The 19,147-nt window shown below is 43.0% G+C and carries 19 protein-coding genes and 1 riboswitch; of the genes, 7 read left to right on the forward strand and 12 right to left on the reverse strand.

Annotation, left to right across the window (positions count from 1 at the left end; all coding sequences use genetic code 11):
• Positions 1-36 precede the first annotated feature (36 nt).
• The 9 genes from EAE92_RS17730 to thiC all read right to left on the reverse strand — a co-directional run bounded on the left by EAE92_RS17730 (position 37) and on the right by thiC (position 8,203).
• A complete protein-coding gene (locus EAE92_RS17730) occupies positions 37-522 on the reverse strand; it encodes a hypothetical protein (RefSeq protein ID WP_214069037.1) in 486 nt (161 codons plus the stop codon).
• Between the two features lie 344 nt (positions 523-866).
• Positions 867-1,343, reverse strand: coding sequence for a carbohydrate binding domain-containing protein (locus tag EAE92_RS17735; RefSeq protein WP_036814783.1), 477 nt, complete (start codon positions 1,341-1,343; stop codon positions 867-869).
• A 382-nt stretch (positions 1,344-1,725) separates the two neighbouring features.
• Complete coding sequence (locus EAE92_RS17740) at positions 1,726-2,214, reverse strand: hypothetical protein (protein WP_065824152.1); 489 nt, start codon at positions 2,212-2,214, stop codon at positions 1,726-1,728.
• A gap of 552 nt (positions 2,215-2,766) precedes the next feature.
• Complete coding sequence (thiH, locus tag EAE92_RS17745; RefSeq protein WP_214069038.1) at positions 2,767-3,906, reverse strand: 2-iminoacetate synthase ThiH; 1,140 nt, start codon at positions 3,904-3,906, stop codon at positions 2,767-2,769.
• The gene (locus EAE92_RS17750) at positions 3,906-4,673 is read right to left on the reverse strand and encodes a thiazole synthase (RefSeq protein WP_214069039.1); all 768 of its coding nucleotides are present in this window, start codon (positions 4,671-4,673) and stop codon (positions 3,906-3,908) included. The genes thiH and EAE92_RS17750 overlap by 1 nt, the downstream gene beginning before the upstream one ends.
• A gap of 1 nt (position 4,674) precedes the next feature.
• Entirely contained in the window at positions 4,675-4,875 is a 201-nt protein-coding gene (thiS, locus tag EAE92_RS17755) for a sulfur carrier protein ThiS (RefSeq protein WP_036781089.1), read from the reverse strand.
• Positions 4,872-5,621, reverse strand: coding sequence for a HesA/MoeB/ThiF family protein (locus tag EAE92_RS17760; protein ID WP_214069040.1), 750 nt, complete (start codon positions 5,619-5,621; stop codon positions 4,872-4,874). The genes thiS and EAE92_RS17760 overlap by 4 nt, the downstream gene beginning before the upstream one ends.
• A 10-nt stretch (positions 5,622-5,631) precedes the next feature.
• A complete protein-coding gene (thiE, locus tag EAE92_RS17765) occupies positions 5,632-6,282 on the reverse strand; it encodes a thiamine phosphate synthase (RefSeq protein WP_036814778.1) in 651 nt (216 codons plus the stop codon).
• Entirely contained in the window at positions 6,266-8,203 is a 1,938-nt protein-coding gene (gene thiC / locus EAE92_RS17770; RefSeq protein ID WP_214069041.1) for a phosphomethylpyrimidine synthase ThiC, read from the reverse strand. Before thiC ends, thiE begins: the two co-directional genes overlap by 17 nt.
• Before the next feature lie 104 nt (positions 8,204-8,307).
• Positions 8,308-8,433, reverse strand: a riboswitch (TPP riboswitch).
• A gap of 790 nt (positions 8,434-9,223) precedes the next feature.
• Here thiC and EAE92_RS17775 point away from each other — a divergent pair.
• Positions 9,224-10,138: an Rpn family recombination-promoting nuclease/putative transposase gene (locus EAE92_RS17775; protein ID WP_214069042.1), complete on the forward strand. Its 915-nt coding sequence runs from the start codon at positions 9,224-9,226 to the stop codon at positions 10,136-10,138.
• Positions 10,139-10,397: 259 nt separating this feature from the next.
• Here the strand turns inward: EAE92_RS17775 and EAE92_RS17780 are convergent, their stop codons facing one another.
• On the reverse strand, positions 10,398-11,060 hold the full coding sequence (locus EAE92_RS17780; protein ID WP_214069043.1) for an HAD family hydrolase: 663 nt from the start codon (positions 11,058-11,060) through the stop codon (positions 10,398-10,400).
• A gap of 160 nt (positions 11,061-11,220) precedes the next feature.
• On the opposite strand from EAE92_RS17780, the gene nudC reads away from it, so the two are divergent.
• The 6 genes from nudC (at position 11,221) to EAE92_RS17810 (ending at position 15,671) form a co-directional block, all read left to right on the forward strand.
• Complete coding sequence (nudC, locus tag EAE92_RS17785) at positions 11,221-11,988, forward strand: NAD(+) diphosphatase (protein ID WP_214069050.1); 768 nt, start codon at positions 11,221-11,223, stop codon at positions 11,986-11,988.
• Positions 11,989-12,097: 109 nt separating this feature from the next.
• Positions 12,098-13,162, forward strand: a complete 1,065-nt coding sequence (hemE, locus tag EAE92_RS17790) for a uroporphyrinogen decarboxylase (RefSeq protein ID WP_214069044.1) — start codon at positions 12,098-12,100, stop codon at positions 13,160-13,162.
• Positions 13,163-13,166: 4 nt separating this feature from the next.
• On the forward strand, positions 13,167-13,835 hold the full coding sequence (gene nfi / locus EAE92_RS17795; protein ID WP_214069045.1) for a deoxyribonuclease V: 669 nt from the start codon (positions 13,167-13,169) through the stop codon (positions 13,833-13,835).
• Between the two features lie 76 nt (positions 13,836-13,911).
• Entirely contained in the window at positions 13,912-14,502 is a 591-nt protein-coding gene (locus tag EAE92_RS17800; RefSeq protein WP_105394903.1) for a YjaG family protein, read from the forward strand.
• Positions 14,503-14,688: 186 nt separating this feature from the next.
• Entirely contained in the window at positions 14,689-14,961 is a 273-nt protein-coding gene (gene hupA / locus EAE92_RS17805) for a nucleoid-associated protein HU-alpha (protein ID WP_012776594.1), read from the forward strand.
• A gap of 68 nt (positions 14,962-15,029) precedes the next feature.
• The gene (locus EAE92_RS17810) at positions 15,030-15,671 is read left to right on the forward strand and encodes a DUF1481 domain-containing protein (protein ID WP_246545276.1); all 642 of its coding nucleotides are present in this window, start codon (positions 15,030-15,032) and stop codon (positions 15,669-15,671) included.
• An 18-nt stretch (positions 15,672-15,689) separates the two neighbouring features.
• Here the strand turns inward: EAE92_RS17810 and purD are convergent, their stop codons facing one another.
• The gene (gene purD / locus EAE92_RS17815; protein ID WP_214069047.1) at positions 15,690-16,973 is read right to left on the reverse strand and encodes a phosphoribosylamine--glycine ligase; all 1,284 of its coding nucleotides are present in this window, start codon (positions 16,971-16,973) and stop codon (positions 15,690-15,692) included.
• A gap of 22 nt (positions 16,974-16,995) precedes the next feature.
• Complete coding sequence (gene purH / locus EAE92_RS17820) at positions 16,996-18,585, reverse strand: bifunctional phosphoribosylaminoimidazolecarboxamide formyltransferase/IMP cyclohydrolase (RefSeq protein WP_214069048.1); 1,590 nt, start codon at positions 18,583-18,585, stop codon at positions 16,996-16,998.
• Between the last annotated feature and the right edge of the window lie 562 nt (positions 18,586-19,147).

Raw genomic sequence — 19,147 nt, forward strand, 5'->3', positions numbered from 1 at the left:
CAATATGCTTCGGGTGTTATATATTAAGTCAGATGTTTAAACTCTTTCTAAAATAAAACCGGTAAAGTCAGCAGTTGCTTCTTCTGGAAGTTCTACAAATTGTTCTTTCAGTATGTAAATACGTAAAAGTCCCTCTTCATCTGTGTTTAATTCAACTGAACCGGTCATAAAATTGAAGCTATTTACAACAAAGGATTCGGGGCCAAATGTGCGATTCTGTAAACCAAAATAAGCTGGCAACGCCCTTTGTGGTATTTTTTTTATCGATAAGCGTGCTGTACCCGTCAGTCTATATCTAACGTTAGGCTCCAACCCTGTTATTATTTGATCAATGACGCCAGAGCTGGAATAGCTTTGGATGCTAAGAAAATTAACCCCATTATCGGATAAGATTTCTACAGTTTCAGGGGCTGGGATTCTCCAGCCTTTATATCCTTCATCAAATGAGCCATTAACCAGTTCTTTATTAGTGTTTTTTGTATCAGAATAATCTGTGCGATTTAATATTTTCTTCATATCCATATATGAGTCCTTTTAAATGAATAACGATTGAATTTTATTTTTCTTAATAATTTTTTCTGTAAGTACTTTAGCAATAATGGGGGAATATTCAATCGTGTTTTTTAATTGAAGATTAGGTCTGTGATAATTAGTGTGAAAATAAATTAGGTGACGAAATTATTACGATGGGGATTTATTTTTAAATAATTGAGCTATATTCTAGTTAAAATATTACTTTGTAATTTTTAAGTTTATTTTTTCAACCTATATTAAAACACCCAGATCAGTGAACTCTGGGTGTTTAAAATATTAAAATATTAAAATATTAAAATATTAAAATATTAAAATATATCGAAGTTAAATGCTTAGGCTTTCTCTAAAATAAAACCGGTAAAGTCAGCGGTTTCTCCATCTGGGCGAGGGCCAACTTGGTCTTTCAACAAATAAACGCGTAAAAGTCCCTTTTGATCTGTACTTAATTCTACTGAACCCGTTGTAAAATCGGTGCTGTTTACAGCAAAAGAGTTGGGGCCATCGGTATGGCTCTGTAAACCAAAATAAGCTGATGAGGCCCATTCTGCTGATACGCGAGCTGTACCGGTTAGTTTATATTTAGTGTTAGGTTCTAATCCTTCGATAATTTGATCAATGACGCCTGAACCGGTAACGCTTTGGATTCTGATAAAGTGCACGCCATTTTCAGATAAGATTTCTACTGATTCAGGGGCTGGGATTCTCCAGCCGTTATATCCTTCTTCGAATGAGCCGTTTACCAGTTCTTTATGAGAATTTTTCTTGCTATCAGAATAATCTTCATTATTCAGGATTTCTTGTACGTTCATATATTAGTCCTTTTTAAATAGATAGAAATGAATTTAATTTATTTCAGCGCTTTGTTTTTCGGGTGGGCACTTTATCAATAATGGGATAATACTCAATTGTATTTTTTATTGGTGGTGAGTTGTAATTTGTATAAATTAATAAAAGAATAAATGAGTTATAAGCGCTTATCCTGATAGGTGTTTTTGTAGGCTAATTTGTTGCTCGTGGTAAAGTCTATTGTTGCAGAAATGTTATGTTGAAATATTAGTCATATTGAGAGAAAAAATAGAGTGAATAATGAGGTAATATCTATAGCTGTAATGTTAAAATATAGTATTAAAACTACATTATTAAAACGCCCGGAGTAGTGAGCTTCGGGCATTCAGATGTTAAACGTTTATATTAGGCTTTCTCGAAAATAAAACCAGTAAAATCAGCGGTAACTTCTGGTGGTGGGGACTCAGTTCCCATTGTGGTTTTTGCTAAGAAAACGCGTAAATATCCTTCTGCATCTGTACTTAATGTTACAGAACCGGTGATAAATTCCGTGGAGTCTACAACAAAAGTGTTATGATTAAAGGTATCATTATGTAAACCAAAAATAGCTGGGAAGCCGTCGTCTATTACGCCTATGGTGGGTGATATGCGCGCTTTACCTGTTAGCTTATATTTAGTGTTAGGTTCTAATCCTTCTATAATTTGAAAGATGGCATCAGACTTAGGGTGGATTCTAAGAAAGTTAATTCCATTCTCAGATAAGATTTTTACCGTTTCGGGGAATGGGATTATCCAGCCTTTATATCCTTCATCAAATGAGCCATTAATCAATTCTTTATCAGAACTTTTCTGACCAGAATAATCTATATTATTCAGAATGTCTTTTATATTCATATGTTAATCCTTTTAAAATTGATAGTAATAAATTTAATTTTTCTTAAGCATTTTATTGCTCGGGAATGACTTTATCAATGATAGGAGGATATTCAATTGTGTTTTTTATTAATTGGGAATTGTAATTTGTATAAATTAATAAGGAATAAACAATGGGGAGTTAAATTATATACGATAAATATAGTATTTTCTATTTATTCGATATAGGTATAAACTGGATTTTTATATTCTTATTTCTGTGAGTAATATATGTATGTGTCATAAAAAAACATGCGTAAAATGGTCTTGTTGCAATAGTGTGTTGATGATTGAAATGAATTTTTAATGTTGGTTGGATTGATAGAGATAAAATATTTAATTTTATATTCAGAATAGGTCCTTTGAATAGAGATTATTTTTCAGGTGATAATGATGATGGGGAATATATTGGATTATATAACTGTCTGGCATTAGTGCCAGACAGTTATTTATATTAAATCTTATTTCGTGTAATGATTACTTGTTAAAGGCTCTTACCTAAAATAGAATTATGTTAGAACAGAGAAAATTAAATTATCGACCTAAATAGTTATCCCAATCTTTCCAGACAGGTTGTAACCCGGCTTTAATTAATACTTCCGCGACCTGATAAACAGAACGGTTATCATGCGGCATAAATTGTTCCAATTCTTCGTGACTACTCTCCGCATAACCACCGGGTTGGGTTTTAGAACCGGCACTAACATTGTTGATTGCCAGCGGTATGACGTGATCGCGGAAGAATGGAGATTCACGAGTGGAAATAGAAAGCTCAACATCTGGCGCAAATAGACGAAAAGCACAAATCAGTTGTACCAGTTCTGCTTCACTCATCAGCGATGCAGGCTCAATGCCTCCAGCACAAGGTCGCAAACGTGGGAATGAAATGGAGTAACGGCTCTGCCAATATGTACGTTGTAGAAAGAATAAATGCTCCGCCACCATATAGCAGTCTGTCCGCCAATGATTAGAGAGGCCAATCAGCGCTCCTAAACCGATTTTGTCGATTTTTGCCCGACCAAGGCGATCGGGTGTTTGTAGTCGCCAGTGAAAATCCCGTTTCTTACCCCGTAGATGATGCAACAGGTAAGCTGGCTCATGATAGGTTTCCTGATAAACCATCACACCATCTAGCCCCAGCGTTTTTAATTCTGAGTACTCTTCCTGTGTCATAGGCTGGACTTCCATCATTATTGAGCTGAAATATTCGCGGATAAGCGGCAGATAGCTGCGGAAATAATCCATACCGACCTTGCCCTGATGTTCTCCGGTGACTAATAACAGATTGTCGAAGCCCAGCGCTTTAATCGCTTCACATTCGGCAATAATTTCATCTTTATTCAGTGTCTTGCGTTTGATGCGGTTATTCATTGAGAACCCGCAATAGGTGCAGTCATTGGCACACAAATTGGAGAGATAAAGCGGTACATAAAAACCAACGGTATTACCGAAGCGTTGACGAGTCAGTTTTTGTGCCCGTTGTGCCAGTGGTTCGATATAAGATTTCGCTGCCGGAGAGAGCAAGGCCATGAAATCGTCCAGATTTAATTTGTTGCTGCTTAATGCTCGTTCAACATCCTGCGCGGTTTTGCTATTAATGCGAAGGGTAATGTCATCCCAGTCCAATTGTTGCCAGCGATAACTAAAATGGCTGCTTGTAAGATGATTCGTCATCAGAACACTCTCAGGAAATCAGTCAGCGGGCTGGATGCGACAGCATGTTGTTTTGGACTTGCCAGACCAGCTTGATAGGATAATTCGCCTGCTTCAATCGCCATCTTAAAAGCTTGAGCCATTTTTACGGGGTCTCGTGCGACGGCAATTGCGGTGTTGACTAATACAGCATCAGCTCCTAGTTCAATCGCTTCCAGCGCATGGCTTGGTGCGCCGATGCCGGCATCAATAACCACCGGCACTTGTGCTTGCTCAATAATAATTTGCAGGAAATCTCGCGTTAGTAGCCCTTGATTAGAGCCGATCGGCGCGCCTAAAGGCATGACCGCCGCGCAACCCACCTCTTCCAGACGTTTACACAAAACGGGATCAGCACTGCAATAGGGCAGAACGACAAACCCATCTTTGACCAACATTTCCGCGCCTTTAAGTGTTTCAACCGGGTCAGGCAACAAGTATTTCACATCCGGGTGGATCTCCAGTTTGATCCAGTTGGTTGCCAGTGCTTCACGGGCCAGACGGGCGGCAAACAGGGCCTCTTCTGCGGTTTTGGCCCCGGAAGTATTTGGCAGCAATTTGACGCCAAGTTTTTGCAATGGCGCCAAAATAGCGTCATTGCCGCTCTGCAAATCAATGCGTTTCATTGCCATCGTGACAAGCTGACTGCCGGAGGCGGCTATAGCCTGAGTCATTACATTTGCATTGGCGAATTTGCCTGTACCGGTAAATAGACGGGAATTAAAAGTCGTATCAGCAATTTTTAACATATTAACCTCCAGCAATAGCCTGAAATAAAAGGATATTGTCTCCATCATTGATCTGATGCGTATTCCACTCTGAACGCGGAATAATGGTTTGATTAATAGCCAGTGCCATTCCCGGTTGTGTTTGTTCAAGTTGTTCTAGCAATTGCTGTATAGCCAGAGGAGCCATAAGCTCCATCGGCTGGTCGTTTACCGTAATTTTCATGCAATATCTCTGCAAATCGGGCATTGTTGCGACGGGTTAAGTTGTAGTGTGCTCCAGCTTTGCTGTTTACCATCAAACAGTCGGAGCTTGCCGCTTAACGGGGAAGGAAGCCCGGTTAACATTTTGATGGCTTCCAATGCCTGTAATGTGCCGATGATACCGACTACCGGACCTAATACACCCGCAGTCCGGCAATTTCGTAGTGGTTCTTCCTGTTCAGGGTAGAGACAGCTATAGCAGCCATGAAGATAAGGGGGTTCAAATACCATAAGTTGACCGCTAAAACCGACCGCACTGCCGCTAATTAATGGTTTTCGCGTTGCCACACAAGCCGCATTGATAGCGTGGCGGGTTGTCATGTTGTCACTGCAATCGAGAACCAGATCGACTTGTTCCACGACTGTTGTCAGAGATTCCAGATCCTGACGTTGATTAAGGACCATTGTTTTTATCAGTGGATTCAATGCATTGAGTTGATTGGCTGCAAGATCAGCTTTTGCGGCAGGGATCTCTTCGGTGCGGTAAAGTATTTGCCGTTGTAAATTGGAAATGTGCAATTGGTCATCATCAGCGAGATAAATTGTTCCCACACCGGCCCCGGCCAGATAGAGAGAAGCGGGAGCGCCTAGTCCTCCCAGTCCGACAATCAGTACGCGGCTGGATTTCAGTTTTTCTTGCCCTTCCGGGCCAATATCTTCGAGTAACAGTTGTCGGCTGTAACGCATAAATTCTTGATCATTCAACATAAGAACCTCTCTATCCCTTCAACTCAATGCCTTCAACCAGATGAAGCAGTTGGGCGGTCGCCTGACGCCAATCCTTTGCTTTGGTAATGGCACTCACCAGCGCCACACTGCCGACTCCCGTTGCCATGACATCCGGTACGCGTTCAAGAGAAATACCTCCGATAGCGACAGTAGGATAGTCTGGTGTGTTTTCTACCTGCCGTTTCAGGGCTGCCAGTCCTTGCGGGGAAGATGGCATCTCTTTGGTCGTGGTTGGGAAAATGTGGCCGAGAGCGATATAAGATGGACGTAGGGATTTTGCTCGTGCCAGCTCTTGTTCATCGTGGGTAGAGATTCCTAACCGCAATCCCGCTGTTTGGATGGCGTTCAGATCAGCGATGACTAAATCTTCCTGCCCAAGATGAACACCATAAGCGCCATGTTTTATTGCCAGTCGCCAGTAGTCGTTAATAAACAGACGAGCGTTATATTGGCGGCCGAGCATAATGGTTTGTTGAATCTCTTCTTCTACCTGATCTTCTGGCAGATCTTTAATTCTCAACTGAATTGTGGTGACGCCTGCTTTTAACAAACGGGAAATCCACGCTAGCGAATCCACGACCGGATACAGGCCCAATTTGTATTCAGTTGGGGCAAATGGCGCGTTAGGCAGATTGTTCATGGGATACATCCTCTGCGCTGTGATACAACTCGCTGCCGTGGGCGCGGAATGCTTCAGACATCTGTTCCATACCTGCGGCGTAATCGCGTACTTCCTGAGAAATCTTCATAGAGCAGAATTTAGGCCCGCACATAGAACAGAAATGGGCAACTTTGCCGGAGGCTTGTGGCAGCGTTTCATCGTGATAGGCGCGAGCAGTGTCGGGATCGAGCGCCAGATTAAATTGATCTTCCCAGCGGAATTCAAAACGTGCTTTAGACATGGCGTTATCGCGAATTTGTGCGCCGGGATGGCCTTTGGCGAGATCGGCGGCATGAGCAGCGATTTTGTAGGTAATCAGCCCTTGTTTGACATCATCTTTGTTTGGCAAACCGAGATGTTCTTTTGGCGTCACATAACAGAGCATGGCGCAGCCAAACCAGCCAATCATGGCTGCGCCGATACCGGAAGTGAAGTGGTCATAACCCGGTGCAATATCTGTCGTCAGTGGGCCAAGAGTATAGAAAGGGGCTTCGTGACAATGCTCTAATTCTTCCGTCATATTGCGGCGGATCATCTGCATAGGAATATGCCCAGGACCTTCGATCATCACTTGAACATCATATTCCCAGGCAATTTTGGTCAGTTCACCTAATGTGTGCAGTTCTGCAAACTGCGCTTCATCATTAGCATCTTGAATAGAACCGGGGCGTAGACCGTCTCCTAATGATAGGGAAACATCATAAGCGGCGCAGATTTCACAAATTTCACGGAAATGTCGGTAGAGGAAGTTTTCTTGATGATGAGACAGACACCATTTCGCCATAATTGAACCACCGCGGGAGACAATCCCGGTGAGGCGTTTGGCTGTCATCGGTACATAGCGCAGTAATACACCGGCATGAATGGTGAAGTAATCGACACCTTGTTCCGCTTGTTCCAGCAAGGTATCGCGGAACATTTCCCAGGTGAGATTTTCCGCGACGCTATTGACTTTCTCCAGTGCTTGATAAATAGGAACTGTACCGATAGGAACCGGGCTATTACGTAAGATCCATTCGCGGGTTTCGTGGATATAACGGCCTGTGGAGAGATCCATGACCGTATCTGCGCCCCAGCGAGTAGACCAGATTAACTTTTCTACTTCTTCCTCAATAGAAGAGGTGACGGAAGAATTACCGATATTAGCGTTAACCTTCACCAGAAAATTGCGGCCAATAATCATCGGTTCTGATTCAGGGTGATTAATATTGGCAGGAATAATAGCCCGACCGGCTGCGACTTCCTGACGGACAAATTCTGGGGTGATATTTTCCGGCAACTGAGCGCCAAAACTTTGTCCGGCATGTTGTTGGCGTAACACATCACCGTGGATACGTTCACGTCCCATATTTTCCCGCAGTGCGATAAATTCCATTTCCGGCGTGATGATGCCTTTACGGGCATAGTGCAGTTGAGTAACGCATTTGCCTTCACGGGCTTTTAATGGATGGGGGCGATGATTGAAACGTAAATGATCGAGACCGGCATCCGCCAGGCGTTGCTGAGTAAAATCGGAGCCGAGGGCGGCGACAGGTTCAGTATCTTGGCGTTCATTGATCCACGGTTGGCGTAGTTTGGTTAACCCTATATGTACATCCAGTTTGGCATTAGGATCGCCATAAGCGCCGGAAGTATCATAAACCGGAATGGCTTCGTTTTCTTCATACTGAGGTTCTTCTTTGGTTCCGCCAATTAACGTGGGTGATAACTGAATTTCGCGCATTGGAACTTGGATATCGTCACGGGAACCTTGAAGATAAATTCGTCGTGAATTTGGGAATGTCACGCCTTGAATAGAATTAATAAATTCCTGAGCAGCATCGCGTTGAGCTTTACGCGGGCGTGCCGGATTAGGCTTTGGTGAAATATCGGTTGTAGGGATAAAAGTATTATGAGACATAGCAAATTCCTAACTGTGTTATTGGGAAAGTTGCTTGTCTGGAGCTCGCAGGGAGTAATGGTTGATGGCTGGACAGGCCCGTAAAAAATTGGGTGGGCTGACAGCGGTTGATTACTCTTGTTCCCTTCGCGGGTATTAACCCGATCAGGTTCCGCGGATCCCGAATTAACGGTCTCAGCCTGTGTATGCTGCGATAAAACAGCTTACGCTAGGCACTCCGACAAGAAAGCAAACAGTAGTATAGAAGGGATTATGAAAACTACAACCCTTACTGATTGAAAGTATTTACAGTGACTAGGTTAATTGTTTTTAGCTATGTTGCTGATTGTTTTGTGATCGATTTCTCATGTTTATTAATTTTTTAGTGAACAAATGGAAAAATTTCCTTATGTTAAATAATGTTTTGCTGAGCGTTAATTTTTTAATTATAACTTGTTAAGAAAATAAGGTATGAAAAACTTTGACTCTTCTAAGGTGGTTGAAATTAAATCACCATTGTCAGGTTGGGTTGTTTCATGAAGATGGTGGACCAATGTTCGATATATTTCATGCCTATTTTGTACTTAACTATATTTGTCAAATTTTATATAAAATGTCTAATATGTATTTCGATATTTATGAGGAAGAAATTAGATTACGATTTAATACTGCATTGAAAAAATTTTTGGATACAAAAGAGATAATAGATCATCTGGCGGGAATTTAGTCCAATTTTTTCGATCTGAACATCCAAGATTAACGGACAGATAAGTAATCGATATTTTGATAAGGAGGGATATTATTATGCGAATGCAGGTTAAAACTCATTGAAATGAATGGCTTTCATAAAGTAGTTGTTGTAAATATAATATTTGATCGTTTTTTATTTTCTGATCTTTTATTCTTTAGGCTCTTCTATTAATGCATTCGATAAAGATTTGCCTGAGGAAATCTGAGACAATGTTTTTTGTAACTTGGTAGAAATACTATACCTTGACAATGAGTGGTAATGACTAACTGATAAAGACAGAGAAACAGATTGTGGCAAAGAAAGAAAAACAGCCTCACCATGATTCGTTATTCAAGCATTTTTTAACGCAGCCCGAAACGGCCAAAGAGTTTTTATCCCTTTATCTGCCCGAAGAGGTTCAGTTGTTGTGTGATTTAGCCACATTGAAACTGGAGTCCGGCAGTTTTGTGGATCGGCATTTACGTCAACTGCACAGTGATGTGCTGTATTCGGTTGAAACGGTCCGGGGACAGGGCTATATCTATTGTCTGATTGAGCATCAGTCCACCCCTGACCCGCTGATGGCCTGGCGGCTGATGTATTATGCCATGTTAGCAATGGCGGCCCACCTGAAGAAAGGCCATACTGAACTCCCTTTGGTGGCGCCGCTGCTGTTTTATCATGGGGAGGTTCGGCCGTATCCTTACTCAAACCGGTGGCTGGATTGTTTTACGCTCCCTGAGCAGGCTGCCCGCTTATACCATCAGGCGTTTCCGTTGGTGGACGTCAGTGTACTCAGCGATGAAGAGATCCTGACGCATAAAGGCGTTGCCCTGATGGAACTGGTGCAAAAACATATTCGCTGCCGGGATATGCAGGAATGGCTCCTCCAATTGGTGGAACTCTTGAATGCAGGGTATAATACAACTGAGCAGCGTAATGTGGTGTTACGCTATATTTTACTGAATGGACATACACCGGATCTCTCCCAATTTGTCCATCAACTGATTGAACAATCTCCGGAGCATGAAACGATGCTGATGACTATTGCAGAACAGCTTGAACAAAAAGGGCTTGAGCGAGGTATCAAGCAAGGTATTGAGCTAGGTCGAGAAGAAGGTAAACTGGAAACGGCTCGTGCCTTATTACGGCATGGCGTGAGTTTGGACATTATTGTCACCAGTACCGGACTGAGCCGGGATAAAATTGAAATGTTAAAGCATTAAATTAATCTTCTCTTTTACAGTAAAATGCCGATATTCAAGATCGGCATTTTTGTTCTTATTTATAGGGAGAGAAATGACACCTTAAGAGCATAGGGAACGCGATTAGGTGGGTTGTTTGCGGAAACAAAATGACTTGTTCTGTTTCGTCAAGACCTCAATTTTATTGCAATATTCTCCCCAGCAATTGGGTTGCCTGTTGAAAGATAACGGGTATAGATAGGATTATGGAAACCATAAACCCATTACTGATCGAAAGCATTTACAGTGACCAAGTTAATTGTTTCCAGCCATATTGTTGTGCTTCGGCTTTTAAACGGGCATCGGCATTGACTGTAATGACTTCGTCGGCAAACTGACACATTGGGAGATCATTAATTGAATCACTGTAAAAGCGGATAATTTCAGGATAGCTATTTTGCTGTTCCAGCCACTGTTTTATCCGTTTTACTTTACCTTCACGAAAAGTCGCAATGCCATCTATTTTGCCGGTATAACAGCCATTTTCCATTACCATATCAATGCCCAGTGCCGTGTGAATGCCCAATTCGGTAGCAATCTTTTTTACAATAAAAGAGACAGTAGCTGAGATAACAATGATTGGAATTTGTTGCTGTTGATATTCCGTAATTAGGGATTTGGCTTGTGGATAAAATCGCGGTTTAATTTTTTCGTTAACAAATTCAGTCAGCCAAAGATCAACTTGTTCTTGTGGAATTTGATGCAGTGTTTGCAGACTAAATGCCAGATAACCACTCATATCCAGTGAGCCTGCGCCGTAATCCGTCGTCATTTTTTTATCTGCTTCAATAAAGCTTGGATCGGTAATGATGCCTTTTTCCCATAAAAACGCGGTCCATATAGCGCTGGAATCACCGGAAATTAAGGTGTCATCCAGATCAAACACGGCAAGCAGTTGTGGCATGGTGTTGTGCTCCTCGGGCCAAAGAATATTAATAGTTGAGAATAATGCCTATTACTGTCAAAGCGGGCAATACGATCTTGACGATAATAATAAAGCACGCTTTTTTGATTAAAAAGTGTATGATTTATACAGATATTAAAATTAAGATGTCATAGTGATGATGCAACAACAAATTACAGGTACAGAACGTGGCTGGTGGGTTATCAGCGATGAAAATCGTATTTGGCTCCCTAAAGGCGAATTACCTTTTGGAATGGCAACTCAATGGTCACTACAAGAAAAAATAGCCTTGCCTATCGGTGAGTGGCAAGGTGAGAAAGTTTGGCTTATTCGTCAGAAAATGGCTGCAAATATGGTTTCTTTACGGCAGATTGTTAAAAGTGATCGTGGCTTGTTTCAATTAGCTGGCCGAGGAGTGCAATTGGCGGAGTTTTATCGCTCTCACCAATATTGTGGTTATTGCGGTAATAAAATGTACCATTGTGTCAGTGAATGGGCTTGTCTGTGTCATCACTGCCACGAACGTTATTATCCGCAGATAGCGCCTTGTATTATTGTCGGTATTCGTCGGGATGATCATATTTTGTTGGCTCAACATCAGCGCCATCGTGGAGGCATTTACACCGTACTTGCGGGATTTGTCGAAGTCGGTGAAACACTCGAAGAAGCTGTGGCTCGTGAAGTGATGGAAGAGAGTAATATTAAAATTCGCAACTTACGTTATGTGGCTTCTCAACCGTGGCCTTTTCCTCATTCATTGATGATGGCATTTCTGGCTGATTATGACAGTGGGGAGATTCGTCATGATCCGAAAGAGCTGATTAGTGCGGATTGGTATCACTATGAGCAACTGCCATTGATTCCACCACCCAATACTATTGCTCGTCGGTTGATTGAAGATACGATTGTTCTGTGCCGAAATGCGTAATCTACAGTTTGGCGCAATTCAACGGGAGAGATCTACCTGTCATGTTACAATGACGCCTAATCAATTGTAGTCAGATTATATTGCGGCCAATAAATAGATGGAGCCTGCCATGAATGAGCTGAAAAACGACCGTTATTTGCGAGCTTTATTACGTCAACCCGTTGATGTTACACCTGTTTGGATGATGAGACAGGCCGGTCGTTATTTGCCTGAGTATCAAGCTACCCGTGCTGAAGCCGGTGATTTTATTTCTCTATGTAAAAATACGGAACTTGCCTGTGAAGTCACTTTGCAACCTTTACGGCGCTATCCGCTAGATGCAGCGATTCTCTTCTCTGATATTCTCACCATTCCTGATGCTATGGGGCTGGGGCTCTATTTTGAAGCAGGTGAAGGTCCGCGTTTTAAATCTCCCATTTTAAATCGTGCCGATGTGGAAAAACTGTCGGTGCCTGATCCGGAAATGGAGCTGGGTTATGTGATGGATGCAGTACGTGCGATTCGTAAGGCACTGGCGGGTCAGGTTCCTTTGATTGGCTTTTCCGGTAGTCCGTGGACACTGGCGACTTATATGGTGGAAGGTGGCAGCAGTAAGGCATTCACTAAAATCAAAAAAATGATGTATGTCGAACCTGCCGTAATGCATCTATTGCTGGATAAGCTGGCAGACAGCGTTATTCTTTATCTCAATGCTCAGATTAAAGCAGGCGCTCAGTCTGTAATGGTTTTTGATACTTGGGGCGGAGTGCTGACGGGGCGGGATTATCGGGAATTTTCCTTGCATTATATGCACAAGATTGTTGATGGCCTGATCCGTGAAAATGAAGGTCGTCGTGTGCCGGTGACACTGTTTACTAAAGGTGGCGGACAATGGCTGGAAGCAATGGCTGAAACCGGTTGTGATGCGCTTGGTCTGGATTGGACGACAGATATTGCCGATGCACGTCGTCGTGTGGGAAATAAAGTTGCTTTGCAGGGCAACATGGACCCATCCATGTTATACGCTTCTCCAGAGCGCATTGAACAGGAAGTTTCGACAATTTTGCAAGGTTTTGGCGCGGGTTCTGGTCATGTCTTTAACCTTGGTCATGGTATCCATCAGGATGTACTGCCGGAACACGCAGGTGTATTTGTTGAGGCTGTACATAACCTTTCAACTAAATATCATCAGTAAGAATATGATTAATACGAAAGCGCTACGTCAGGAACAAATAGCAAAGGCTCAACAGGTTATCCTCTATGATGATTTTCCCCTGCCTAAATTGATTGCTGGTGCTGATGTAGGCTTTGAACAGCAAGGGACGATCACCCGCGCAGCGATAGCAATTCTCTCTTATCCTGCCCTTGAACTGGTGGAATATCAGATAGCCCGAATTGAAACTACTCTGCCTTATATTCCCGGTTTACTCTCTTTCCGTGAATACCCTGCATTAATGGCTGCCTGGCAGTTGTTGAAACACATACCTGATCTGGTGATGGTGGATGGTCATGGCATTGCTCATCCACGCCGTTTAGGTGTTGCCAGCCATTTTGGTTTATTAGCAAATATACCTACAATTGGTGTGGCAAAACGTCGTTTATGTGGTGAAAGTGAACTATTGGGAGAACAGCCCGGCAGTTGCCAACCTTTGATTGATAAAGAAGAGCAGATTGGTTGGGTATGGCGGAGTAAAAAACGTTGTAATCCGTTGTATATTTCTACAGGGCACCGAGTCAGTCTTGATAGTGCGTTGTTATGGGTGGAACGTTGTATGAAAGGCTATCGTCTGCCTGAAACAACCCGTTGGGCAGATGGCGCAGCCTCAAATAGGTCGTTTTTTGAACGAATGATACAGAAAAATCCTTAAATTCGGTGTAAGCGTGTGGATATTCTTGAATTTCAGGTAAACTGCGGAGCAAATTGTGCATAATGAGTAAAAACTAATGTTACGAAACCCGATACATTTACGGCTGGAAAAACTTGAAAGCTGGCAGCATCTGACCTTTATGGCAAGTCTGTGCGAACGGATGTATCCAAATTACCAGATGTTCTGTCTTCAGACAGCGTTTGCAGAACCGGCTCTTTACCGCCGTATTCTGGATTTGGTGTGGGAAATATTAGTTGTAAAAGATGCCAAAGTGAATTTTGATAATCAGCTGGAAAAGTTGGAACAAGCTATTCCCTCAGCGGATGATTACGATATTTACGGTGTGTACCCGGCGATTGATGCATGTATTGCATTAGGGGAAACTGTTCATGCTCGTCTGAGTGGTGAAACATTGGAGCATGCAATTGCAGTGAGTGAAATTTCAATTCGCACCGTTGCTATGCTTGAAATGACTCAGGCCGGGAAAGAAATGACCGATGAAGAACTGAAAATGTTACCTGCTATTGAACAAGAGTGGGATATCCAATGGGAAATTTATCGCTTATTGGTTAGCTGCGAAGAGCGGGATATTGAGTTGATTAAAGGATTGAAAGCTGACCTCCGGGAGTCAGGAACGAGTAACATTGGCATAAATTTAACGCAGTAAAGTGAAAAAACGTGATTTAATGCTTTAAATGCCATGTTCAAAGGCTTCACTTTTGCCCCCACTCTGTTCTACATTTGGAGGGTGAAAAGAAGTGGCTATCGGTGCGTGTATGCAGGGGTGCTGTCATTCGGCATATCCGTCGCACTCGATGCTTTGCAAACGATAAACACACTGTAAGGATAATCTATGAATAAGACTGAATTAGTTGATGCAATCGCAGAAAGCACAGACCTGACTAAAGCTCAGGCAAAGGCTGCTCTGGAATCAACTTTGAATGCAATCACCGAATCCCTGAAAGCGGGTGATTCAGTACAACTGGTAGGTTTTGGGACTTTCAAAGTTAACCATCGTGCAGAACGTACGGGTCGTAACCCGCAAACCGGTAAAGAAATTACAATCGCGGCTGCAAACGTACCTGCTTTCTCTGCTGGTAAGGCTTTGAAAGACGCAGTTAAATAATTTCATTGCAAAAAAGAAAAAATAGAAGGGGTATTATTTATCCCCTTTTGTTGGTTCGTCAGGGGCTGATGACACTAGGATTCGTCTTCGCGCTCAGCGCCTGTACCAATCAACCTAAACAACCCTCTTTCAGCGCAAGTGGATTCATTGCAGATGATGGCGTTGTCCGCTTGTGGCGTCTCAACGATCAGGATAGTAAACCTCGGGTGCTGATGAGTGTTTACAGCCCCTACCGTAATGACAATACCGTCGTGACTTTTTATGAATATAAACAGGGCGATTTGCGCCAAATTCGTCGTGAAATTTTGAGTAATAAAAATCCACTGTCTGAACAACTTCGTTTGGATAAATCCGGTGAGGTGATTTTTATGCAAAAGCAGTCGAAAGCGCGGCGTGAGCTACTTTCCAGCGATGATATTGTTCGTATGCAGTTTGACGCTAAACGAACGCTTGAATTAAGTGACGCGTTGATCGTGGGAAATGTACGTTTGATGCAAGGGCACTGGAATAACGGTAAAGTCACTACCTGTGCAGGTGAAACGATTTCTGTAGAGTTTGAACCTTACGCGAGGTCATGGCTTGAACAGCGCAAAAAAAGCAGCTACGGCCAATTAACCATAGCCTGGTTGGAAGCGCCTGTTGGCCGCGAATTATTGTTGGTAGCCAATAATGACTTTTGTCGTTGGGAACCGACGAAGGACAGCCTCTGACCTTCGTCAGTTTTATGATTACTTCAATCGGTTAATTGCTCGATATCCGATATCCTTACGGTAAAAACAGTTATTCCATTCAATCTCTTCTGCTTGTTGGTAGGCATTTTTCTGTGCATCTATAATGGTTTCACCCAATGCTGTAACACACAGAACGCGTCCACCGGCGGTAATAACTTCACTACCTTTCACTGCCGTACCTGCATGGAAAACCTTGCTACTTTCATTTTCTTGTTGGGGCAAGCCATGAATAATATCCCCTTTGTGATAATCAGCAGGATACCCGCCGGCAGCGAGTACCACACCCAGAGCAGGGCGTTCATCCCAATGAGAAGTTTTACCCGCAAGCTCTCCTTTTGCGCCAGCTAGACAGAGTTCAACAAGATCAGAGCGCATACGCATCATGATGGGTTGAGTTTCCGGATCACCAAAGCGACAGTTAAATTCAATGACTTTTGGTTCGCCATTTTCGTTGATCATCAAGCCGGCATAAAGAAAACCGGTATAGACATGCCCCTCAGCAGCCATACCATTAACGGTAGGATAAATAATCTCTTCCATAATACGCTGGTGGATTTCATCGGTGACGACCGCAGCGGGAGAATAGGCTCCCATACCGCCGGTATTTGGACCCGTATCACCGTCACCTATGCGTTTATGATCCTGACTGGTCGCCATTGGAATAACGTTCTTGCCATCGACCATAACGATAAAACTAGCTTCTTCACCCGTTAAAAATTCTTCAATAACAATACGGTGGCCTGCATCACCAAACGCATTTCCTGCTAGCATATCTTTTATGGCGGATTGGGCTTCTTCCTGTGTCATCGCAACAATTACACCTTTACCCGCAGCCAGCCCGTCAGCTTTTATAACAATAGGGACGCCGACTTTATCCAGGTAAGCAAGAGCCGGTTCGATTTCTGTAAAATTCTGATAAGCCGCAGTTGGGATTTGATGGCGCGCCAGAAAATCTTTGGTGAAGGCTTTTGAACCTTCTAATTGAGCGGCCGCCTGAGTTGGGCCAAAAATAGTTAACCCGGCTTTTTGGAATGCATCAACAATGCCCATCACCAATGGCGCTTCAGGACCAACGATAGTCAGCCCAATATCATGGCTTTGTGCAAATACCAACAAGCCGTTGATATCTGTCGCTGAGATGTCAATATTTTCGAGATTGCTTTCTAGAGCCGTTCCCGCATTTCCTGGAGCGACATAGACTTTATCAGCTAAAGGAGATTGGGCTGCTTTCCATGCCAGAGCATGTTCGCGTCCACCACCACCAACAATTAAAATATTCATCAGATTAACTCCTGCTTATTGATTAGTGGCGAAAGTGGCGCATGCCGGTGAAAATCATAGCAATACCGTGTTCATCAGCCGCGGCAATCACTTCGTCGTCACGGATTGAACCGCCGGGTTGGATAATGCAACTCACGCCGACAACTGCGGCGGCATCAATACCGTCACGGAATGGGAAAAATGCGTCAGACGCCATTGCACATCCCTGAACTTCCAAGCCTTCATCGGCTGCTTTGATCCCTGCAATTTTTGCGGAATAGACACGGCTCATTTGGCCTGCGCCAATACCGATGGTCATATCATTTTTTGCGTAAACAATGGCATTGGATTTGACAAATTTAGCAACCTTCCAGCAGAACAGAGCATCTTTCATTTCTTGCTCAGTAGGTTGACGTTTGGAAACTACACGTAAGTTAGTTGCTGCTACCATTCCAAGATCGCGATCTTGTACCAGTAGACCTCCGTTAACTCGTTTAAAATCAAGGCCAGCAATTCGGGTTTCCCATTCACCACATACCAGAATGCGGACATTTTGCTTAGTAGCCAATATCGGCAATGCCTCTTCATCCACTGAGGGGGCGATAATCACCTCTACAAATTGGCGGTCGATAATGGTTTGTGCGGTCTTAGCATCAAGTTCACGGTTGAAAGCAATAATACCGCCGAAAGCGGAGGTTGGATCTGTTTTGAATGCGCGATCATAAGCTTCGTGAATATCTTTCCCAATGGCTACACCGCAGGGGTTAGCATGCTTAACAATAACGCATGCGGACTCGGTGAATTCTTTAACGCATTCCAGGGCTGCATCTGTATCTGCAATGTTATTATAGGAAAGAGCTTTACCTTGTAACTGAGTTGCAGTTGCAATAGATGATTCAGAGAGATTTTCTTCTATATAGAAGGCAGCATCCTGATGACTGTTCTCACCGTAGCGCATATCCTGTTTTTTAATAAAATTCAAATTCAGAGTACGGGGGAAACGTCCTGATGGCTGAGTAGTATCGCCATAATAAGGAGGAACCAGCTTGCCAAAATAGTTAGCAATCATGCTGTCATAAGCGGCGGTGTGCTCAAAAGCCTTAATGGCTAAATCGAAGCGGGTCGATTGTGTTAATGACCCCTGATTGTTATCCATCTCTTCAATGATTTTTTCATAATCATTACTATTAACCACAATTGCTACATCTTTATGGTTCTTAGCCGCAGAACGAACCATAGTTGGGCCGCCGATATCAATGTTTTCAACAGCATCTGCTAAAGTGCAATTGGGTTTAGCTACGGTCTGGGCGAATGGATATAGATTCACAACCACCATATCGATCGGTGAGATTTGGTGTTGTGCCATGATTTCATCATCTTGTCCACGGCGGCCAAGGATTCCGCCATGTACTTTAGGATGCAACGTCTTAACACGGCCATCCATCATTTCAGGAAAGCCGGTGTAATCTGAAACTTCAGTAACCTTTAGATCTGATTCAGCGAGTAAACGAGCTGTGCCACCAGTGGAAAGCAATTCGACACCGCGTTGAGATAAGGCTTTTGCAAATTCAACAACCCCTGATTTATCGGAAACACTAAGCAGGGCACGACGGATTGGACGAAGCTGTTGCATTGATTTGATCCCTTGGATTTTGTAAGGCAGTAACATGTTATTGGGAAGAACCCACTATATCAGGACATAAAAAATGGGCACTGCAATAACATTTCAATATAGTCAGATAAAATCGCTTGATGATTTTAACCAACGGATTGTAACGAAAACGTTTGCGTGATGCTCGATAAATTTTCATCCAACTAGCCATTTGTGGATAAATCTGTTGGTAAGTAGGTATAAGGCGGGGTGTTGCTGTGGAATTAATCAAACGATCAATTTTTTTCAAAATAATTATTGCCAGTGCCAGAGAACTCCCTATAATGCGCCACCACTGACCGACACAACGCTGATAAACATTGTGAGGTCGGGCAGAGAGAAAGCGAATAAGCGCTTGACTCTGCGGGCGAACAGCGTAGTATACGCAGCCCGGCTGAGCGAGAATATTAAATTTTAATTCAGCCTGCTCTTTAACAATTAATCAGACAATCTGTGTGGGCACTCACAAGACCGTATCACAAAAAAATACGTTTTAAAGTCTTGAAGAGTGAACAACAGTTAATTCATTACGAACTAATTAGTC

Source organism: Photorhabdus hainanensis, assembly GCF_018448965.1.
In the GTDB taxonomy this organism is placed as follows: Bacteria; Pseudomonadota; Gammaproteobacteria; order Enterobacterales; family Enterobacteriaceae; genus Photorhabdus; species Photorhabdus akhurstii.